We start from the raw sequence: 16,524 nt of genomic DNA on the forward strand, positions 1-16,524 counted from the left end.
GGTGGACAGGGCGGCTCTGGGATGCCTCGGGGATGCCTCTGGGGCGGGCTCCGGGGCGCCTACGGGCCGTCCGGCCGTAGCAGGGCTCTGTGACGCCCTGCGGGTGTCGCCGGTACATGTTCCCGCCCCAGCCCTTCCGGAGCCCCGGCATCGGCCCTGAGGCCGGTCTGGCGGCCCCATGAGGAAGGCCGGGCCCGCACAGCGAACCCGGCCTCCCGCTTCGGGGCTCCCAAGGGGGGATCAACCGACAAAAGCCCCGAAGGTGTGCGAGAAGTCGTACGGACCCTGCTGGATCGAGGAGCAGGTGGGGGTGGCCCACGCAGACGCTCCCGCACACACCTTGTCCCGCGTCAGCGACCACATCCCCAAACGGCCGATGTGGTGCAGCGCGGCGAACTCTTCAACTACCTGGGCATCCGCGACCTGGAAGACCTCGTCGGCGGTGTCGTTCGCGCCGATCATCGGCGTGATGCCCACCATCGCCCACAGCTGGGCGTCGGTCGCGTCCGAGTAGATCTTCTTCAGCTGGTCGTGCAGCGACTGCGCGGCCTCGTCGGCGAAGCGTCCCATCTTCCCCGCCGGGCTCGGCGCGGCCCAGTCGCCGTAGTCCATGGCCAGCACGTTGACCACCGACACCGCCACGCCGTTCCGGGCCGCGTCCGTGACGACGGCGACGCCCTCCGGCGTCAGCCCGTCGGGCAGCACGGGCAGCGTCAACGAGACCTCCAAGGTCTTCCCCGCCGCCGCGTACTCTCTCTGCAACCGCGCCAGAGCCTGCGACCGCCGCGCGATCGAGGACTTGTCCGAGCCGGCCGCGCCCTCGATGTCGAAGTCGACGTGCGTGAACCCGTACTCGTCGATGACCGCTTTGTACGCCGCCTCTAGACTCGCCACATCGGTGCACGCCTGTGCCAGATCGACCCCATTGGCGCCGCCGAAGGAGGCGATCGCGTCGCCGCCCTCGGCGCGCAGGTCGGCCAGGCCCGCCTTGAGATCGCTGTCGAACGTGACGTCGGCGGATCCGTTCCACACCGGCGCGCAGCCGTTCCCCGACAGCACGAAGGCGGCCGTCACGGCCTTCACGCCCGCCGCCGACGCCACCGCGCCCAAGTCTTGACGCTGGCCGGTGTCCACGTACGGCGCGAACTTGTACAACGCGTCGGCATCTGGCTGCGGCACCGTCAGCGACTGTGCGGTCAGCGGACTGCTCGCGTCGGAACTCGAAGCAGGGCTGCTCGGATCGCCCGGAGCGCTCGGATCGGTGGAAGCAGTCGCACCGACTGCGGCAGTCGGACCGTCGTCCCGAGACCCGCTACTGCACAGAGCTCCATTGATGACGCAGTTCTCCGGCGCCCCCGAACCCCCGGAGGCATCCACCACGAACCCGAAGGCGACGCTCGTCCCGGCCCCGATGTCGCCGTCCCACTGCGGATTGGCCACCGTGACCTGTTGGCCGCTCACGGTCATCGTCCCGTTCCATAGGGAACTGATCCGCTCCCCGGCCGGCAGCGCGAACGACACTGTCCAGCCGTGCACAATGCGCCCGGTCCCGTTCGTGATCGTGTACTCGGCCTGGAAGCCGCTGCCCCAATCGGTCGTTTTGGCAAAGGATGCCGTGACCGTCCCCGTACTGCTCCCGGCGGCACCGGCCGTGAACGCGGCGACAGCACCAGCGCCCACAACGGCGGCGGTGGCCACTGAGGTCCCCAGCACGCGGACGCGTTTCGGCACTGCCATGGGCCAAGAGGTAACCGCAGGGCCAACCCCATACGGAAGTGGCGTAAACCAACTCCGGCCGGGATCTTGACCCTGCTTTGGAAAATGCGTGCGATCCTTGGGTTGCCCTTTACCTACTTTGCACTCTCTTCGGGCCCTGAGAAGACCTTCAACAGCAGCGCGAACGCCGGCAGGATCACGGCCATACCGAATCCCATGGCGATCAGCAGTGCGTGCAGATTCGCACTTCCCGCCGCGGACCCGCTCGCTGTCGCCGCCCCGACCACCAAATCCGGGTACTGCGCCACAGCCCACCCCAGCAGCACGGCGACCACAGCCGTCGCCGCCGTGGCCCGCGCCAAGACATACCGCCGTATCCAAATCACCGCGATCGAACCGAACCCGCACACCACAGCCAGCACTACGAAGGGCACCGATCGGTCGCTGAACCGCGCCGCCACGATCGGTGCGTCCTGATACAGCAAGGGCAGCAGGGCCACGCTTACTACGCCTGCCATCGCCGCGGATCCCAGTGCCTTGCGCCGAAACACCGGTACCAAGTCTTCCGTCTCCGTATCGCTGCCAGCGTCATGGCACAGATAGACCGCCGCCAGGAACGCCGTCACGATCACGGCGAAGGCCCCCGCCACCAACGCGAAAGGCGACTCGAAGGGCGCCAGCGGACCCGATGTCGCCGTCACCTTGCCGGTGGCCAGTGCGGCGCCACTGACCCCGAGCATGAACGGCGTGATCGACGACGCCACCGCGAAGATGCGCCCCCACAGGCTCTCCGGCCCGGCCGCTCCCTCGCCATAGGCGCGGTACACGTATGCCGCGCCGCGCAGCACGATCCCCGCCAACGCAAAGGCCAGTGGCAACTCCAAGCCGCGCGCGATCAGCCCGAACGCGGTGGGGAATCCGCTGAAGGTGGCCACGATCACGAAGATCAGCCACACATGATTGGCCTCCCACACCGGCCCCAAGGCGTGCGCGATCAGTCGGCGTTCACGATCGGCGTGGCGACCCCGGGCCAGCAAGTCCCAGACGCCGGCGCCGAAGTCGGCGCCCGCCAGCAGCGCGTAGGCAGCCAGCGCGCAGACAATGACCACGAGCAGCAAGTCGACAGCCGTCATCGGGCCGCCCCTTCCCGGTCGGTGGCTTCATCAGCGGCTTCATCAGTGGCTTCGGCTTCAGCCGCTGCAGAGTCGTCGGACTCAGAGCCCTGAATTCCGGGGCCTGATGTCGCCAGCTCTGGCGGCGCCCCGGTGGCCAACCGCCGCAGAATCAACACCAGCGCCGCCGCCAACCCGAGGTAGACCACCACGGTCGCCGCCAACGACCACCCGATGCCCCCGCTGGTCGTCGCGGCTTCCCGCACCGTCATCCGTCCGTAGACGATCCACGGCTGCCGCCCCGCCTCCGTGACCTCCCACCCCGCCAGCATCGCGAACATCGCCGCCGGCCCGGTGAGCGCACCGGCGATCAGCCACGGTCGCGACAGCGGAATCAGTGGACGGATCCCCTTCCTCCGCCGCCATATCGCGACCAGCGTCACCAGGGCCGCGAGCCCGAGGATCGCCATTCCCGCGCCCACCATGGTGTCGAAAGCCAGGTGCACGACCGGTGTCGCCGGCTGCTCCTTCGCCGGCAGGATGTCCAGGCCGCGAATGGTCTTGTCCGCCCGGAACCCGGTCAGGAACGACAGCCCGTCCGGGATCTCGATGCCGAAGCGGGTCTTGCCGGTGTCCGGGTCGTAAATGCCGCCGAGCGTCAGTGGGGCGTGGTCCCGCGTGTGCGGCAGTGCCTCCATCGCGGCGAGCTTGGCGGGCTGGTACTTCTCCACCACGCGCGCCGCGAAGTCGCCGACCACCAGCTGCACCGGCGCGGCCGCCAGTACCGCCACCAGCCCGACGCGGAACCCGCGCCGGTGGTACGCGTCCCGCCGCCCGCGCAGCATGCCGATCGCGTAGACCGCGGCCACCACGCCCCCGGTGCACATGACCGCGGCGAGCAGCATGTGCAGCGACTCGGGCAGCGCGCCGGGGCCGGTGAGCGGCGCCAGCGGCTCCGCCGAGACGACCTTGCCGCCGACCTCCGTCACCCCGGTCGGCACGTTCATCCAGGAGTTGGCCGTGACGATGAACAGCGTGGACAGCGTCCCGGAGATCGCGATCGGCCACAGCGTCAGCCAGTGGGCCCGCGGCGACAGGCGCTTCCAGCCGTACAGATAGAGGCCGACGAAGATCGCCTCGGCGAAGAAGGCGAAGGCCTCCAGTGTGAACGGCAGGCCCAGCACGCCGCCGTAGCGGGCCATGAACGCCGGCCACAGCAGCCCGAACTCGAACGACAGCACCGTCCCGGACACCGCGCCGATCGCGAACAGCACCGCCATCACCCGGGCCCACTTGCGGGTCAGCGCCAGCCACACGGCGTCGCCGGTTCTGAGCCAGCGGCCCTCGGTGACGATCAGCAGCCACGGCAGGCCCACGCCGAAGACCGCGAAGACGATGTGGAAGGCGAGTGAGAAGCCCGTCTGGACGCGGGCGTCGGTGAGCGTGCTGCCGAGCATGGGCGCTCCTTCTGGTCCCCGAGAGCTGGTCCCCCGGAGTTTCTACTAACCGTAGAAGTTCTACCGGTTGTAGAGTAACCCGCATGGCGAACGAGCGCGCACGCACCCCCCGAGGCACCCCCCGACGGCTGGGTGACCTGGAACGCGCGGTGATGGACGTCCTGTGGACCGAGCCCGAGGGCTGCACCGCGCAGGAGCTGGTCGACCGCCTCGCGGCCCGCGACGGCGGCACCGAACTGGCCGCCACCACCGTCCTCACCGTCCTGGACCGCCTGCGCCGCAAGGACTTCGTCGACCGCGAACGCGCCGGCCGGGCCCACCGCTACCGCGCTGTGAGCGCCCGCGACGACGTGGTCGCCGCCTCGATGCTGGCCGCCCTGGAGACCACCGACGACCGCCGCTCGGCCCTGGTGCGCTTTGCCGGAGCGGTGTCGCCGGAGGAGGCCGCCCTGCTGCGCGAAGCTCTGGCGGAGCTGGAGGAATAGCGCGGCGCCGGCCGTCGACGGGATCTGGGAAACTGGAAGCGATGAGCACCATGCCGAGCGCGATCGCGGAGTTTCGGGCCCGGGCCCGAGCCCGAACTCGCGCGCTGGCCATGCCGAGCGTTACCGATGCTCGCTGACGCCTGGCCGCTGGCCGTCCTCGCGATCCTTTTGGCGTGGCCGATTCCGGTGTTCCTGGCGCGGGCCGGGTGGCCGAGGCGGCATCCGCGGGCCGCGATCGCGTTGTGGCAGGCCGTGGGTATCGCCGGTGGGCTTTCGCTGATCGGTGCTCCGTTGGCGATCGGGGTCGCGCCCCTCGACGGCCACCTGCGTACCGGACTCGTCGAGCTCGCCCGTGACGCCCTTCATCTGCGGGTCCCGGCGGCGCTCGGCTGGGGCCAGGAGATCGCGTTGGCGCTGGCCGGGGTCCTCGCGGTGCGGCTGATCGGTGTGACTTTGCTTTCAGCCTTCCGGATCGAGCGTGAGCTCCGCCGTCAGCGCGACGCCGTCGACCTCGCCGCCGAGCACGCCGACCGCCAGCTCCGCGTCCTCGAACACGCCGCGCCCGCCGCCTATTGCCTGCCCGGCACCCGGACGCGCATCGTCATCACCGAAGGAACGATCGCCGCCCTCGCCCCCGACGAGCTCGACGCCGTCCTCGCGCACGAGCGCGCTCACGCCCGCTGGCGCCACGAACTCGTGGTCCAGCCCTTCGTCGCCTGGGAATCCGCGCTTCCGCTGCCCCCGGCGCACCGCGCCACCGCCGCCGTCACGGCGCTCGTCGAGATGCTCGCCGACGACCACGCCGTGCGCGCCGTCGGACGCCCCGCGCTGGCCCGGGCCCTCGTCGCGATCGGCGGCACCGGGGGCCCGATCCCGAATCCGCGCTCGGGCGGTCAGGCCGGGAAGGCGAAGGCCGCCACTGACTCGGCAGCCCCGACTCCGACCCTCGATCGAGTCCACCGCCTGGTCCGCGCGAGTACATCCACCACCGCCGAACGCCTCATCGGCCCGGCCGCGTGGCTCGCCGCCGTTCTCCTGGTCGCCGGTCCGACCTGGTTCGTCCTGCGCTGAGCCGCAGCCGGGCCGCAGCCGGGCCGCCCCGCTCTACTCCCCGAAGAAAGTCGCCGCCGCCGACGCCAGCAAGTACGGATCGTCCGCCCCGGCCAGCTCCCGCGCCGAGTGCATCGACAGCGACGTGATCCCCACGTCGAACGTCGTCACGCCGAGCTTCGCGGCGGTGATCGGGCCGATCGTGGTGCCGCACGGCATGGAGTTCTTGGCCACGAAGTACTGGCTCGGGATCCCCGCGCGCTCGCAGACGTCGGCCCAGATCGCGCGCCCGAGGCCGTCGGTGGCGTAGCGCTGGTTGACGTTGATCTTCAGCGCCGGCCCCCGGTTCAGCGCCGGGCGGTGCCCGGGCTCGTGCCGCTCGGGGTAGTTCGGGTGCACCGCGTGGCTCATGTCGCTGGACATCACCACGGTCCCGGCCAGGGCCCGCGCGTAGTCGTCGGCGGTGCCGGACAGCTGCCCGGCCACCACCCGGCTCAGGACGTTGCCCAGCAGCGGACCGCCCGCGCCGGTGTCGGACTCGCTGCCGGTCTCCTCGTGGTCGAAGGCGGCCAGCACCGGGATCGGCGCGCCCGGTCCGGCCGCGCCGGCGGTGGCCGCCGCGATCAGGGCCTGTACCCCGGCGTGCACCGAGACCAGGTTGTCCAGCCGCGGGCCGGCGATCATCTCCAGGTCGCGGCCCAGGTAGGCGGGCGGCGTCACGTCGTGCAGCATCAGGTCCCAGCCCAGGACGTCGGCCGCCGCGACGCCGGCTTCCTTGGCCGCGAACTCCACCAGCGCGCCGTCCTCGACCGGGCCCAGGCCCCACACCGGCGTCAGGTGATGCTGCTTGTCCAGCACCAGCCCGCCGTCGTTGACGCCGCGGTCCAGGTGCACCGCCAGCTGCGGCACCCGCAGCAGCGGCCGGTCGACGTGCACCAGCGTCGCGTCGCCGCCGCGCAGCACCAGGCGCCCGGACAGGCCCAGGTCGCGGTCCAGCCACGAGTTCAGCAGCGGACCGCCGTAGATCTCCACCGCCACCTGCCGGAAGCCCGCCAGCCCGGTGTCCGGCACCGGCTTGACCCGCAGGTTCGGCGAGTCGGTGTGCGCCCCGACCACGCGGAACCCGGCGTGCGGGGCCGCGCCGTCGGGCAGGTGCCAGGCGATCAGCGCGCCGCCCCGGATCACGTAATAACCGCCGGGACCGGCCGCCTCCCAGCCCGCCGTCTGGCGCAGGTGGCGGAAGCCGGCGGCGTCCAGGCGGGCAGCCGCGTTCGCCACCGCGTGGTACGGGGTCGGCGAGGCGGCCAGGAAGGTCAGGAGGTCGTCCGTGTGGGCGCGATCGAAAATCGGCATACCCCGAGCATAAGAGCTGCGCCCTCCCGCCACCTGGAGTGACGGGAGAGCGCAGCTCTTATCAAAGGCGGCGAAGGCCGCAAGTGCCCCTTACCGCTGCGCCCCCGCGCCGACCATGTCCTCGTCGTGGCGGCCGGCCGGCGGCTCGCCGCCGCCGCGGTTCACCGCGACCATCTTGTGGCCCGGCCACCACGCCCGGTCCCCGATCAGCGCGGTGAACGCCGGCACCAGGAACATCGACATCAGGAACGCCGCGATGCTGATGCCCACCGACACCGCGAAGCCGATCTGCTGCATCATCGCCAGCCCGCCCAGCATCAGCGAGGCGAAGGTGCCGGCCAGGATCAGGCCCGCGGAGGCCACCGACGGCCCGGCGTGTTCGACCGCCAGCGCGGCGGCCTGGCGCGGCGAGTTGCCCTCACGGGCCTCCTCGCGCAGCCGGGAGATCATCAGGATGTTGTAGTCCGTGCCGATCGCCACCACGAACAGGTAGACCATGACCGGCAGCATGAACATCATGCCGGGCTTGCCCTGGAGGTTCTGGAACAGCAGGACCGAGGCGCCGAGCGTGCCGGCGTAGCCCAGGCCCACGGCCACCATCAGGTACAGCGGCGCCACCAGCGCGCGCAGCTGGAGGGCCAGCACCAGGAAGATCAGCGCGGCGGCCACCGGCAGGATGACGCTCAGGTCCCGGGAGTTGGCGGCCTGGATGTCGGACAGCGCCGCGGTCGGACCGCCGACCAGCGCCTTGCTCCCGGCCGGGGCGGCCGAGTGCGCCAGGTCCTTCAGCGGGCCGTTGACCGCCGCCATCGCCTTGCTGGCGAAGGGCGAGTCCTTGGTCAGCACCTGGATGTGCGCGGCGGTGCCGTCGGCGTTGTAGGCGACGATCTCCTTGGGAGCGTCGGCCGGGGCGCCGGGCTTGGCCGGGAACGGCATGACGCCACCGATCTCCGGCGAGGCCGCGCCGAGCCGGTCGGCGTACTTCAGCATCGCGGCCTGGTCCAGCGGCTTGCCGTCGGCCGAGGTGACGACGACCTCGGTCGCGGCCGAGGCGCCCTGCGGGAACCCGCCGTTCTGCATGTCCTTGACGGCCTTGGTGGACTCCACGTTGGCTGGCATCTGCGACTGCTGGTCGTAGTCGGCCTTGAACCCGACCGCGCCGACCGCCAGGCCCGCCATGATGACGAACGACACCAGGGTGACGGCCAGCGGCTTGCTGCCGACCAGGTTGCCGGCCCGGCGCGCCGGACCCGCGCTCGGGATCCGGCGCCACTTCTTGCCCGGCCAGAAGATCCTCGTGCCCAGCTTCACCATCAGCGCCGGCACCAGGGTCAGCCCGGCCAGCAGCATCACGAACACCGCGATGGCCAGCGCCGGGCCCAGCGAGGTGAACGCCTTGAAGGTGGCCAGGGCCAGCGCGCAGAAGGCGATGATGACGGCGGCTGCGGCCGAGGCGATGGCCTCGCCGACCCGCTCGACCGTGGTGACCACGGCCTCCTGGATGGTGTCGCCGGCCCGGAGCCGTTCACGGAGCCGGAACAGCAGGAACACGATGTAGTCGGTCCCGATGCCGAACAGCACCACGACCAGCATGATCTCCAGGAAGGACTGCACATGCAGCCCGAACGCCTTCGACATCAGGGCGATCACCGGCTGGGAGACCATCATCACCAGGAACACCGAGACGATGGGCAGCACGATCGCGATCACGCCGCGGAAGATGAAGCCCATCAGGATGATGATCAGGCCCAGCGTGGCCAGCATGACGATGCCGGTGGCCTTCTGCGAGGAGTCCTGGGTGTCCAGGCCCATCGCGGCGTCCCCGGTGACCTCGGCCTTCAGCCCGGTGCCGTTGAGCTTCGAGCCCAGGTCGGTGCGCAGCGCCTTGATCGCGTCGGAGCCCGCCTTCTGGTCGCCCTGGTCGGCGGTCAGCTTGGCGAACATCAGCTGGACGTTCTGCTTGGGCGAGACCTGGCCGGCCTGCACGCCCGCGATGCCGGTGAGCTTGTCGTTGGTGACGGTCGTCGCCAGGTCCGAGATCTTCTGCTGGTCGGCCGCGGACAGCGTGCCCCCGTCGGCCACCGGCCGCACCACGATCGTGGCGGTCTGCCCGGTCGCGGACGGGAAGGCCTTGTCGAGCGCGTCGTTCGCCTGCACCGACTCATACTTGTGCGGCAGGAACGAGGACTGGTTGTCGTTGGTGACACTGGACAGAGAGGGGCCGAGGAGGACGAGAGCCACGGCCGCGACTATCCACGCGCCGATGACTTTCCACGGATTCTGGACGACGAAGCGTCCGAGCCGTCCGAACATGGGGCAGAACTCCTGAAGGCGGTTCCGGTTTCGAGACCCAGGCGGGCCCCGGGTTCGCGATGTATCTCGTGCAAGCTTTCACAAACTTACCGTGCGGCAAGTAGGCTGAGTTCCTGGAAAGGGGCCCCGATCGCCTCATGAGACGCAACTCACATCCGGAGTCGGAAGCGGTGTCTGGTAACGAGCACCTGCGGCCGGCCCACGACGCCATGGGCACCAAGGAACGCATCCAGCAGGTCGCGCTGGAGCTGTTCGTCGTCCACGGCTACGAGAAGACCTCGCTGCGCGAGATCGCCGACCGGCTCGGCATCACCAAGGCCGCGCTGTACTACCACTACGCCTCCAAACAGGAGCTGCTGAAGTCCGTCACGCAGCCCCTGATCGACGAGTTCGAGGTCCTGGTGGCCACCGACCCGGACCGCGAGACGCTGCTGCGCGCCTACGTCGACCTGCTGAACCGGCACCAGGCGGTGTTCCAGCTGGTCGCGAACGACCACGCCTCGCTGGCCGCCGCCGAGCTCGTCGAGCGCTCGGCGAAGCTGCGCCGGGAGACCGTGCGGCAGCTGGCCGGGCCCGATCCCCGGCCGATCGACTACATCCTGGCCGGCGCCGCGTTCAGCGCCGTGGCCCAGGCGTTCTCGGTGGCGCGGAGCGTCGAGCCGGACGCCACGCCCGCGCTTCCGGAGGGCGCGGCCTACCCGGACGGCCAGGAACTCACCGAGGTTCTGCTCGCTATTGCGCTCCGCGTGCTGAACCCGGCCGAAAACCTCTGATTCGTCGGCCGCGTCGCCCTTATCCTGGGGGCGATGGATCTCGCGCTGCTGAGGACGTTCCTCGCCGTCCACCGCGCCGGCTCGCTCACTCGGGCCGCCGCGGACCTCGGCGTGTCCCAGCCCGCCGTCACTGCGCAGATCAGGACGTTGGAGCAGCGCGTCGGGCATGAGCTTTTTGTCCGGCTGCCGCGCGGCGTTTCGCCGACGGCAGCCGCCGACGACTTGGCGCGCGCTGTCGCCCCGCATTTGGACGCGCTCGCCGCGGTGGCGCAGGACGCCCTGCTCCCGGACGCCGTCCAGGGCCCGATCCGCCTCGGCTGCCCGGCCTCGCTGACGGCGACGTTGCTGCTTCCGGCGCTCGCTCCGTTGCTGGACGAGGGCCTGCGCGCCGTCGTCACCGGTGGCCGCAGCGACGATTTGCTAGCCCTGCTGGCCGCCGGGCGGCTGGACCTGACGCTGGCCACGAGCCGGCCCCGGCTGCCGGGGATGAGCGCGCTGCCGCTCGCCGACGAGGAGTACGCGCTGGTCGGCGCCCCGCGCTGGAAGCCGTTCGACCGCGGCGGACGAATGCCGCTCATCGATCTCACCGAGGATCTTCCCTATATACGGCTGTACTGGTCCTCGGTTTATGACGCGAAACCGCCTTCCGACGCCGCGCTGGTCGTTCCCGACCTGCGCGGCGTTCTTGCTGCCGCGGTCGAGGGGTGCGGTGCGGCGGTGCTGCCCAGACCGTTGTGCGCGGACGCTTTGGAGGCCGGCACGCTGGTGCTGCTGGACGACCCGGAGATACCGCCGATCCGCACTGTGTTCGTCGCCGTGCGCGGACAGCGGGCCCGGTCGGCGCCGGTGCTCCGGGTTCGGGACCGGTTGGTCGCGGTCGCGGCCCACTGGTAGCGGCAGAACGCGGGACCGGGCTGAGCGGCTCGGATCAGGGCAGCGCGTTGACCGCCCGCGCAGCCACCAGCGCCACTGTCACCAGCGAGACCACCGACTGCGACATCATCGTCATCTTCGCCCACGAGGACATCGGCAGGGTGTCGGTCGGGGAGAACGCCGTGGAATTCGTGAAGGACAGATAGGCGTAGTCCACGAACCCCGGCTCCCACTCGTCGTGGGCCTTCGACGGGTCGGTCATCTGCGGGAACAGGAAGTCCGGGTAGGGCTTGCGGGCCTGGGCGCGGGCGAACGGGCCGCCGCGGTCGAACTGCCAGTAGAACAGCGCGTACGCCAGGACATTGGTGATCCAGATGGCGAGTCCCGAACCCAGCAGAGTCTGTGCGTAGTTGATCGGGTCGTTGCCTTCGTGGTGGTGCAGGATCTGGTGCACCAGGCGGGCGATGGAGCCGAAGTTCGCGGCCGCCACCATCAACGTCAGGATGATCGAGGCCCACCGGATCACCGGGTGCTCGCGTTGGAAGCGGACCGGGTTCGCGGCGATCAGGCCCGCGAGCAGCGCCACTTCGAGCACCGGGAGCAGATAGCGCGGTTTCAGCGCGTAGCGGTCCGGCAGGGCCAATTGCAAAGCGATCGCCAAGAGTACGCCAAGAGTCACCGGCCACCGCGGCTCCCCGGACGTCATGCGCAGCCAGGCCGGTATCTTCCCCGGGTCCCAGTGCAGGCCGGGGACGTGGGGCGATATCCGGTGGTGTTCGGGCTCCGGACGCGTGTGGTCGTGGTGCTCGTGCATGCGGCCGAGGGTAGTCCTGTCGCCACGTCGCAAACAGGCCTTGCCGCAGTGTTCTAAAGTGGGCGGGTCTGCCCGAGGGGGTTCTCAGAACCATGGAGACTTGTCATCGCTGCGGGACCGTCCTGCCGACGGCGCCAGGTGCCCGGTACTGCCCGAATTGCGGTGAGAAGTACGCCGCGGCGGCGGATCCGACGCAGGCGTTCGCCGCGGTGGGGTATCCCAGTGCGCGTGGAGCCTCCGGCGCCGGCGGGATGACCTGGGACCTGCCGCCCCAGCACGATCCCACGCAGGCGTTACCCGCGCAGGGTGGTCCGGGTGCCGGTCCGGGTGCCGGTCCGGGTGCCGGTCCAGGTGCCGGTCCGGTCGCGGCTTCGGGCGTCGGTCCTGTTCCCGGCCCCACCGACCTCGATCACTACGCCGAGTTGTTCCGGCCGGAGGGCGGTGCTCCGCCGCATCCGAACGCGACCCAGGTGATGGCCCCGGTCGCGGGTCCGGGGCAGGGCCCGGGTCCTGGTCCTGGTTCTGGTCCGGGCGGTGGGTATGACCAGCCCGGGTACGACCAGCCCGCCTATGACCAGCCGATCGACTACCAGGCCGGCGGCGGCGCGCACTACTCCGAGCCCTATGACGGCCCTTACACCGACGACTACGACGCCGAGCCGGCGCCGCGTCCCCGCTCCAGTCGCGGGGCGATGATCGGTATCGGGGTGGCGGCCGGCGCGGTCCTGGTCATCGTGATCTCGCTGATCACGATCGGCGGCGGCAGTCCGACTCCGGCCGCGGCCCCCGGCAGCAGCGCCACCGAGGTGGTCACCCCGAAATCCCCGGCCGCCTCCGCGCCGGCGAGCAGCAAGGAGCCGAGCTCCTCGGCGGCGGCGCCGTCCACCACGGTGCCGTCCACCGCGCCGCATCCGCCGGGCACGCTGGCGCTCGGCGTCACCGGGGCCGACGTGAAGTGGCTCCAGACCCGGCTCAAGCAGCTGCACCTCTACAACGGCGAGGTCAGCGGCACCTTCGACCAGGCCACTCAGGCTGCGGTGATCGCCTTCCAGAACCGGACCCACCCGGCCGACCCGGCGGGCGTCGTCGGGCGGCCGACCAAGACCGCGCTGATCGCGGCCGGGTCCAAGCCGCAGCTCAGCATGATGAGCATGATCGGCGGCGGCGACCGCCACGGGAAGCCCGCGAACCCCGAGGACGTGAAGCGGTTGCAGCGGGCCCTGTCGTCGGCGCTGAACCAGAACGTCAAGGCCAGCGGGCAGTTCGACATGGACACCTTCGGCGCCGTGGTCCAGTACCAGGCGGCTGTGGGGCTCCAGGCGGACGGTGTCGCCAACGACAAGGTGTGGGGCGCCCTGCAGCAGGGCAAGGTCGTCGGCTGACGGGACGGCTTGCGGCCGACCCTTGTCGGGGCCGGCCGGGAGCCTCAGCGCTTTTTCGGCGCGTGCAGCTCCGAGGCGTCCTTCAATCCGACCTCGACGAGTAAGGCGTCGCGTTCGGAGCGCGGGATCGACGTCCAGCGCTGGCCGCGCAACGCGCCCTCCAGGGCCAGCAGCATGTGCGCGCACTCATTGCCCTCGGCGGTGTCGGCGATCAGCTGCCACACCTCGATGGCGCCGCGCTCGCGGACCTCGTCCAGGGTGGTGACGCCGACGTCGCGCAGGCGCTGTGTCAGCACCGGCCCTATGTTCACGGCGTTCTGAATCGGGGTGGCCGTCTCAGTCGAACTCACGCCTCCAGCCTGACCCGGCGCGGCATACCTTGGCATCCTGGACTGACCCGTCAGGGGAGCGGCGGTCGCGTTCGCCGGGCGGTGGCCGCCGGCGCGGGCTGCCTAGGCCGGCTCCTCGATCGTCCACGGTTCCTCGGTGATCTCGCCGTCGACGATGCGGAACGAGCGGAACTGGAAATCGCCGAGTTTGTCGGCGTCGCGCGTGGACACCAGGACGTAATGCGCGTTGGGCTCAGAGGCATAACTGACATCGGTCCGGGACGGATAGGCCTCCGTCGAGGTGTGCGAGTGATAGACGATCACCGGCTCCTCGTCGCGGGCGTCCATCTCCTTCCACACCTTGAACTGCTCGTCGGCGTCCAGCCGGTAGAAGGTGGGCGAGCGCTCGGCGTTGGTCATCGGCACGAAGCGCTCCGGGCGGTCGGAGCCCTCGGGGCCGGCCACGATCCCGCACGCCTCGTCGGGGTGGTCCGCGCGCGCGTGGGCGATGATCGCGTCGTAGATCTCCTGCGGGATGGTCAGCATGCCTCCACGGTAGGCCAACCACCCGATCGGGCGCACCGCGGCTTCAACCGGCGGATTCGGCGGCAGGGGTAGGACATGACGACCAGCACCGGAGGTCCGGACGGCACCGGCGGCGAGGGCGGTACCGGAGCCCCGCGCGGTACCGGAACCGCGGCGGCCGTGGCGCCGCGCATCGTCTTCATCGCGGCCGCGGCGGCCCTGGGCGGCTTCCTGTTCGGCTACGACTCGGCGGTCATCAACGGCGCCGTGACCGGTATCCAACATGACTTCGACGTGGACAGCGGCACCACCGGCTTCATGGTCGCAGCGGCGCTGCCGGGGGCCGCCGTCGGCGCGCTCAGCGGCGGCTGGATGGCCGACCGGATCGGCCGGATCCGCGCCATGCAGATCGCCGCCGTGCTGTTCACCGCCAGCGGGATCGGCTCGATGTTCGCCTTCCAGACCTGGGACCTGACCCTCTGGCGGATCATCGGCGGCTTCGCGATCGGCATCGCCTCCGTGATCGGCCCGGCCTACATCGCCGAGGTGTCGCCCCCGGCCTATCGCGGGCGCCTGACGGCGTTCCAGCAGCTGGCGATCGTGCTCGGCATCGCCATCTCGGCGCTGGTCAACTACCTGATCGGGCTGGCCGCCGGCGGCACCAACACCGACCACCTCGGCGGCCTGGCCGCCTGGCGCTGGATGCTCGGCGCCGAGACCATTCCCGCGATCCTCTACGGGATCCTCGCCTCGATGATCCCCGAGTCCCCGCGCTACCTGGTGGCGATCGGCGACGACGAGCGGGCCCGCAAGGTGCTGGCCGAGGTCGAGGGCACCAAGGCCAACGTCGGCGACCGCATCGCCGAGATCCGCGCCCAGCTGGCCGGCGAGGTCAAGCCCAAGCTCGTCGACCTGCTGACCCCCAGCCGCCGCAACCTGCTGGCGGTGGTGTGGATCGGCATCGGCCTGTCGGTGTTCCAGCAATTCGTCGGCATCAACGTGATCTTCTACTACAGCTCCCTGCTGTGGCAGTCGGTCGGCATCGACACCTCCAACTCCCTCCTGATCTCCATGATCTCCGCCGTGGTGAACATCGCCGGCACGATCGTGGCGATGGCCCTGGTCGACCGCATCGGCCGCCGTCCACTCCTACTGTTCGGCTCAGTGGGCATGGCCGTGTCCCTGGCGATCTGCGCATGGATGTTCTCCTACGCCGACACCAGCGGCGGCAAGACATCACTGCCCAAGGGCCAGGGCGTGGCAGCCCTGCTGGGAGCCAACGCCTACGTGTTCTTCTTCGCCATGTCCTGGGGCGTCGTGGTGTGGGTACTCCTCGGCGAGATGTTCCCCAACCGCATCCGCGCCCTGGCCCTGTCCGTGGCAGCCAGCGCACAGTGGCTGGCCAACTGGCTCGTGACAGTCTCGTTCCCATCCCTGTCCCGCTGGAGCCTGGCCGGCGCCTACACGCTCTACGCCCTGGCGGCGGCGATCTCGGTACCATTCGTGTATTACCTGGTCAAGGAAACCAAGGGCAAGACATTGGAGTCCATGGGGTAGGCACCACACAGGTGTCGCGCAGCAGCGCCGCACAGCGCAGGATGGAACTATGGGCCTTGACTTCCCGACCGATCCGGAAACGCTGCGCGAAACCGTGGCCGACCCGGCGACACTGTCCGCACGCCTCAACGACCTGGCCGTGCGCGACCTGGAGCAGGACCCCGACACCCGCGCCGAGTACGCCACCCTCCTCCGCATCGCGGGCCGCCTCGACGACGCAGTCCTCGAAGCAGAACTAACCCTCGCCGCCGCCGACATGTCCGGCGACCTCCGCCGCATGGTCCGCGCCCAGCTACTTGTCGGGCACGCCCGCCAATGGCGCGGCGAGTGGACCCAAGCCGACACCATGTTCCACCGAGCCGAAAAGCTGGCGCTCTACCTCAACGACGACGCCCTAGTAGCCGCCGCCGCACACCACTCCGGGCGCAGCTTCTACGACCAGGGCAAGCACGTGGAGGCCGCGCTGCGCTTCCGCCTGGCGGTGGAGATCAACGAGCGGACGGGGAGCGCCAAGGTTGGGGCTTCGCGGGAGGCGTTGGCGGCGGCGATGGCGAAGCTGTGAGTGGGCTGGTAACAGTTAAGAGTCAGTCAAAAGCCAGTCAAAGGCTAACCAAAAGTCAAAAGCTGGGTAAAGCAGGCGCCTCCGGCGAGGACCTCTGATCCCTCGGAGAACTGGCGCCAGCTCCATAGGTGGGCCCTGCTAGTCCCTGCGCTGGCGGTTTGTGAGGTGGGGGTTTGTTCCCCTCGCTCACGTCGGCAGCCCTACGGGTACAGCACCGCCGCCC

Annotated in this window: 15 protein-coding genes; 7 read left to right on the forward strand and 8 right to left on the reverse strand. The window is 70.3% G+C overall.

The window, feature by feature from the left end:
* Positions 1–240: 240 nt before the first annotated feature.
* From ABD481_RS21090 to ABD481_RS21100, 3 genes are all read right to left on the reverse strand, one after another.
* Positions 241–1,737: a cellulose binding domain-containing protein gene (locus ABD481_RS21090; RefSeq protein WP_344667424.1), complete on the reverse strand. Its 1,497-nt coding sequence runs from the start codon at positions 1,735–1,737 to the stop codon at positions 241–243.
* A 113-nt stretch (positions 1,738–1,850) separates the two neighbouring features.
* A complete protein-coding gene (locus ABD481_RS21095) occupies positions 1,851–2,849 on the reverse strand; it encodes a cytochrome d ubiquinol oxidase subunit II (protein ID WP_344667425.1) in 999 nt (332 codons plus the stop codon).
* Positions 2,846–4,285, reverse strand: coding sequence for a cytochrome ubiquinol oxidase subunit I (locus ABD481_RS21100; RefSeq protein WP_344667426.1), 1,440 nt, complete (start codon positions 4,283–4,285; stop codon positions 2,846–2,848). Before ABD481_RS21100 ends, ABD481_RS21095 begins: the two co-directional genes overlap by 4 nt.
* An 83-nt stretch (positions 4,286–4,368) precedes the next feature.
* On the opposite strand from ABD481_RS21100, the gene ABD481_RS21105 reads away from it, so the two are divergent.
* Both ABD481_RS21105 and ABD481_RS21110 read left to right on the forward strand, forming a co-directional pair.
* Positions 4,369–4,770 carry a BlaI/MecI/CopY family transcriptional regulator gene (locus ABD481_RS21105; protein WP_344667427.1) on the forward strand — a complete coding sequence of 134 codons (402 nt, stop codon included), beginning with the start codon at positions 4,369–4,371 and terminating at the stop codon, positions 4,768–4,770.
* Between the two features lie 126 nt (positions 4,771–4,896).
* Positions 4,897–5,841 carry a M56 family metallopeptidase gene (locus ABD481_RS21110; protein WP_344667428.1) on the forward strand — a complete coding sequence of 315 codons (945 nt, stop codon included), beginning with the start codon at positions 4,897–4,899 and terminating at the stop codon, positions 5,839–5,841.
* Positions 5,842–5,874: 33 nt separating this feature from the next.
* On the opposite strand, the gene ABD481_RS21115 is transcribed toward ABD481_RS21110, so the two are convergent.
* Complete coding sequence (locus ABD481_RS21115) at positions 5,875–7,173, reverse strand: M18 family aminopeptidase (protein ID WP_344667429.1); 1,299 nt, start codon at positions 7,171–7,173, stop codon at positions 5,875–5,877.
* A 90-nt stretch (positions 7,174–7,263) separates the two neighbouring features.
* Positions 7,264–9,486 (reverse strand): MMPL family transporter, encoded by a 2,223-nt coding sequence (locus ABD481_RS21120; protein ID WP_344667430.1) that lies wholly within the window; start codon positions 9,484–9,486, stop codon positions 7,264–7,266.
* Positions 9,487–9,623: 137 nt separating this feature from the next.
* Between ABD481_RS21120 and ABD481_RS21125 the strand changes: the two genes are divergently transcribed.
* Together ABD481_RS21125 and ABD481_RS21130 are read left to right on the forward strand one after the other, a co-directional pair.
* Complete coding sequence (locus ABD481_RS21125; RefSeq protein WP_344667431.1) at positions 9,624–10,259, forward strand: TetR/AcrR family transcriptional regulator; 636 nt, start codon at positions 9,624–9,626, stop codon at positions 10,257–10,259.
* A gap of 33 nt (positions 10,260–10,292) precedes the next feature.
* Entirely contained in the window at positions 10,293–11,153 is an 861-nt protein-coding gene (locus tag ABD481_RS21130) for a LysR family transcriptional regulator (protein ID WP_344667432.1), read from the forward strand.
* A gap of 34 nt (positions 11,154–11,187) precedes the next feature.
* On the opposite strand, the gene ABD481_RS21135 is transcribed toward ABD481_RS21130, so the two are convergent.
* Positions 11,188–11,946, reverse strand: coding sequence for a hypothetical protein (locus tag ABD481_RS21135; RefSeq protein WP_344667433.1), 759 nt, complete (start codon positions 11,944–11,946; stop codon positions 11,188–11,190).
* Between the two features lie 92 nt (positions 11,947–12,038).
* On the opposite strand from ABD481_RS21135, the gene ABD481_RS21140 reads away from it, so the two are divergent.
* Complete coding sequence (locus tag ABD481_RS21140; RefSeq protein ID WP_344667434.1) at positions 12,039–13,328, forward strand: peptidoglycan-binding protein; 1,290 nt, start codon at positions 12,039–12,041, stop codon at positions 13,326–13,328.
* A gap of 44 nt (positions 13,329–13,372) precedes the next feature.
* Here ABD481_RS21140 and ABD481_RS21145 read toward each other — a convergent pair whose 3' ends face one another.
* Both ABD481_RS21145 and ABD481_RS21150 read right to left on the reverse strand, forming a co-directional pair.
* A complete protein-coding gene (locus ABD481_RS21145) occupies positions 13,373–13,678 on the reverse strand; it encodes a TfoX/Sxy family DNA transformation protein (protein ID WP_344667435.1) in 306 nt (101 codons plus the stop codon).
* 102 nt (positions 13,679–13,780) lie between these two features.
* Positions 13,781–14,203, reverse strand: a complete 423-nt coding sequence (locus tag ABD481_RS21150; protein WP_344667436.1) for a M67 family metallopeptidase — start codon at positions 14,201–14,203, stop codon at positions 13,781–13,783.
* 75 nt (positions 14,204–14,278) lie between these two features.
* Here ABD481_RS21150 and ABD481_RS21155 point away from each other — a divergent pair, with 75 nt between their 5' ends.
* Both ABD481_RS21155 and ABD481_RS21160 read left to right on the forward strand, forming a co-directional pair.
* Entirely contained in the window at positions 14,279–15,739 is a 1,461-nt protein-coding gene (locus ABD481_RS21155; protein ID WP_344667437.1) for a sugar porter family MFS transporter, read from the forward strand.
* A 49-nt stretch (positions 15,740–15,788) separates the two neighbouring features.
* A complete protein-coding gene (locus tag ABD481_RS21160) occupies positions 15,789–16,301 on the forward strand; it encodes a hypothetical protein (protein WP_344667438.1) in 513 nt (170 codons plus the stop codon).
* Positions 16,302–16,524: the final 223 nt, after the last annotated feature.

It is taken from the genome of Catenulispora yoronensis (assembly GCF_039531695.1).
GTDB classification, from domain to species: Bacteria; Actinomycetota; Actinomycetes; order Streptomycetales; family Catenulisporaceae; genus Catenulispora; species Catenulispora yoronensis.

What these genes read in the sequence shown, in the direction of transcription:
- ABD481_RS21090 (WP_344667424.1), bottom strand. Translation starts at nt 1,737, where the DNA reads ATGGCAGTGCCGAAACGCGTCCGCGTGCTGGGGACCTCAGTGGCCACC.
- ABD481_RS21095 (WP_344667425.1), bottom strand. Translation starts at nt 2,849, where the DNA reads ATGACGGCTGTCGACTTGCTGCTCGTGGTCATTGTCTGCGCGCTGGCT.
- ABD481_RS21100 (WP_344667426.1), bottom strand. Translation starts at nt 4,285, where the DNA reads ATGCTCGGCAGCACGCTCACCGACGCCCGCGTCCAGACGGGCTTCTCA.
- ABD481_RS21105 (WP_344667427.1), top strand. Translation starts at nt 4,369, where the DNA reads ATGGCGAACGAGCGCGCACGCACCCCCCGAGGCACCCCCCGACGGCTG.
- ABD481_RS21110 (WP_344667428.1), top strand. Translation starts at nt 4,897, where the DNA reads ATGCTCGCTGACGCCTGGCCGCTGGCCGTCCTCGCGATCCTTTTGGCG.
- ABD481_RS21115 (WP_344667429.1), bottom strand. Translation starts at nt 7,173, where the DNA reads ATGCCGATTTTCGATCGCGCCCACACGGACGACCTCCTGACCTTCCTG.
- ABD481_RS21120 (WP_344667430.1), bottom strand. Translation starts at nt 9,486, where the DNA reads ATGTTCGGACGGCTCGGACGCTTCGTCGTCCAGAATCCGTGGAAAGTC.
- ABD481_RS21125 (WP_344667431.1), top strand. Translation starts at nt 9,624, where the DNA reads ATGAGACGCAACTCACATCCGGAGTCGGAAGCGGTGTCTGGTAACGAG.
- ABD481_RS21130 (WP_344667432.1), top strand. Translation starts at nt 10,293, where the DNA reads ATGGATCTCGCGCTGCTGAGGACGTTCCTCGCCGTCCACCGCGCCGGC.
- ABD481_RS21135 (WP_344667433.1), bottom strand. Translation starts at nt 11,946, where the DNA reads ATGCACGAGCACCACGACCACACGCGTCCGGAGCCCGAACACCACCGG.
- ABD481_RS21140 (WP_344667434.1), top strand. Translation starts at nt 12,039, where the DNA reads ATGGAGACTTGTCATCGCTGCGGGACCGTCCTGCCGACGGCGCCAGGT.
- ABD481_RS21150 (WP_344667436.1), bottom strand. Translation starts at nt 14,203, where the DNA reads ATGCTGACCATCCCGCAGGAGATCTACGACGCGATCATCGCCCACGCG.
- ABD481_RS21155 (WP_344667437.1), top strand. Translation starts at nt 14,279, where the DNA reads ATGACGACCAGCACCGGAGGTCCGGACGGCACCGGCGGCGAGGGCGGT.
- ABD481_RS21160 (WP_344667438.1), top strand. Translation starts at nt 15,789, where the DNA reads ATGGGCCTTGACTTCCCGACCGATCCGGAAACGCTGCGCGAAACCGTG.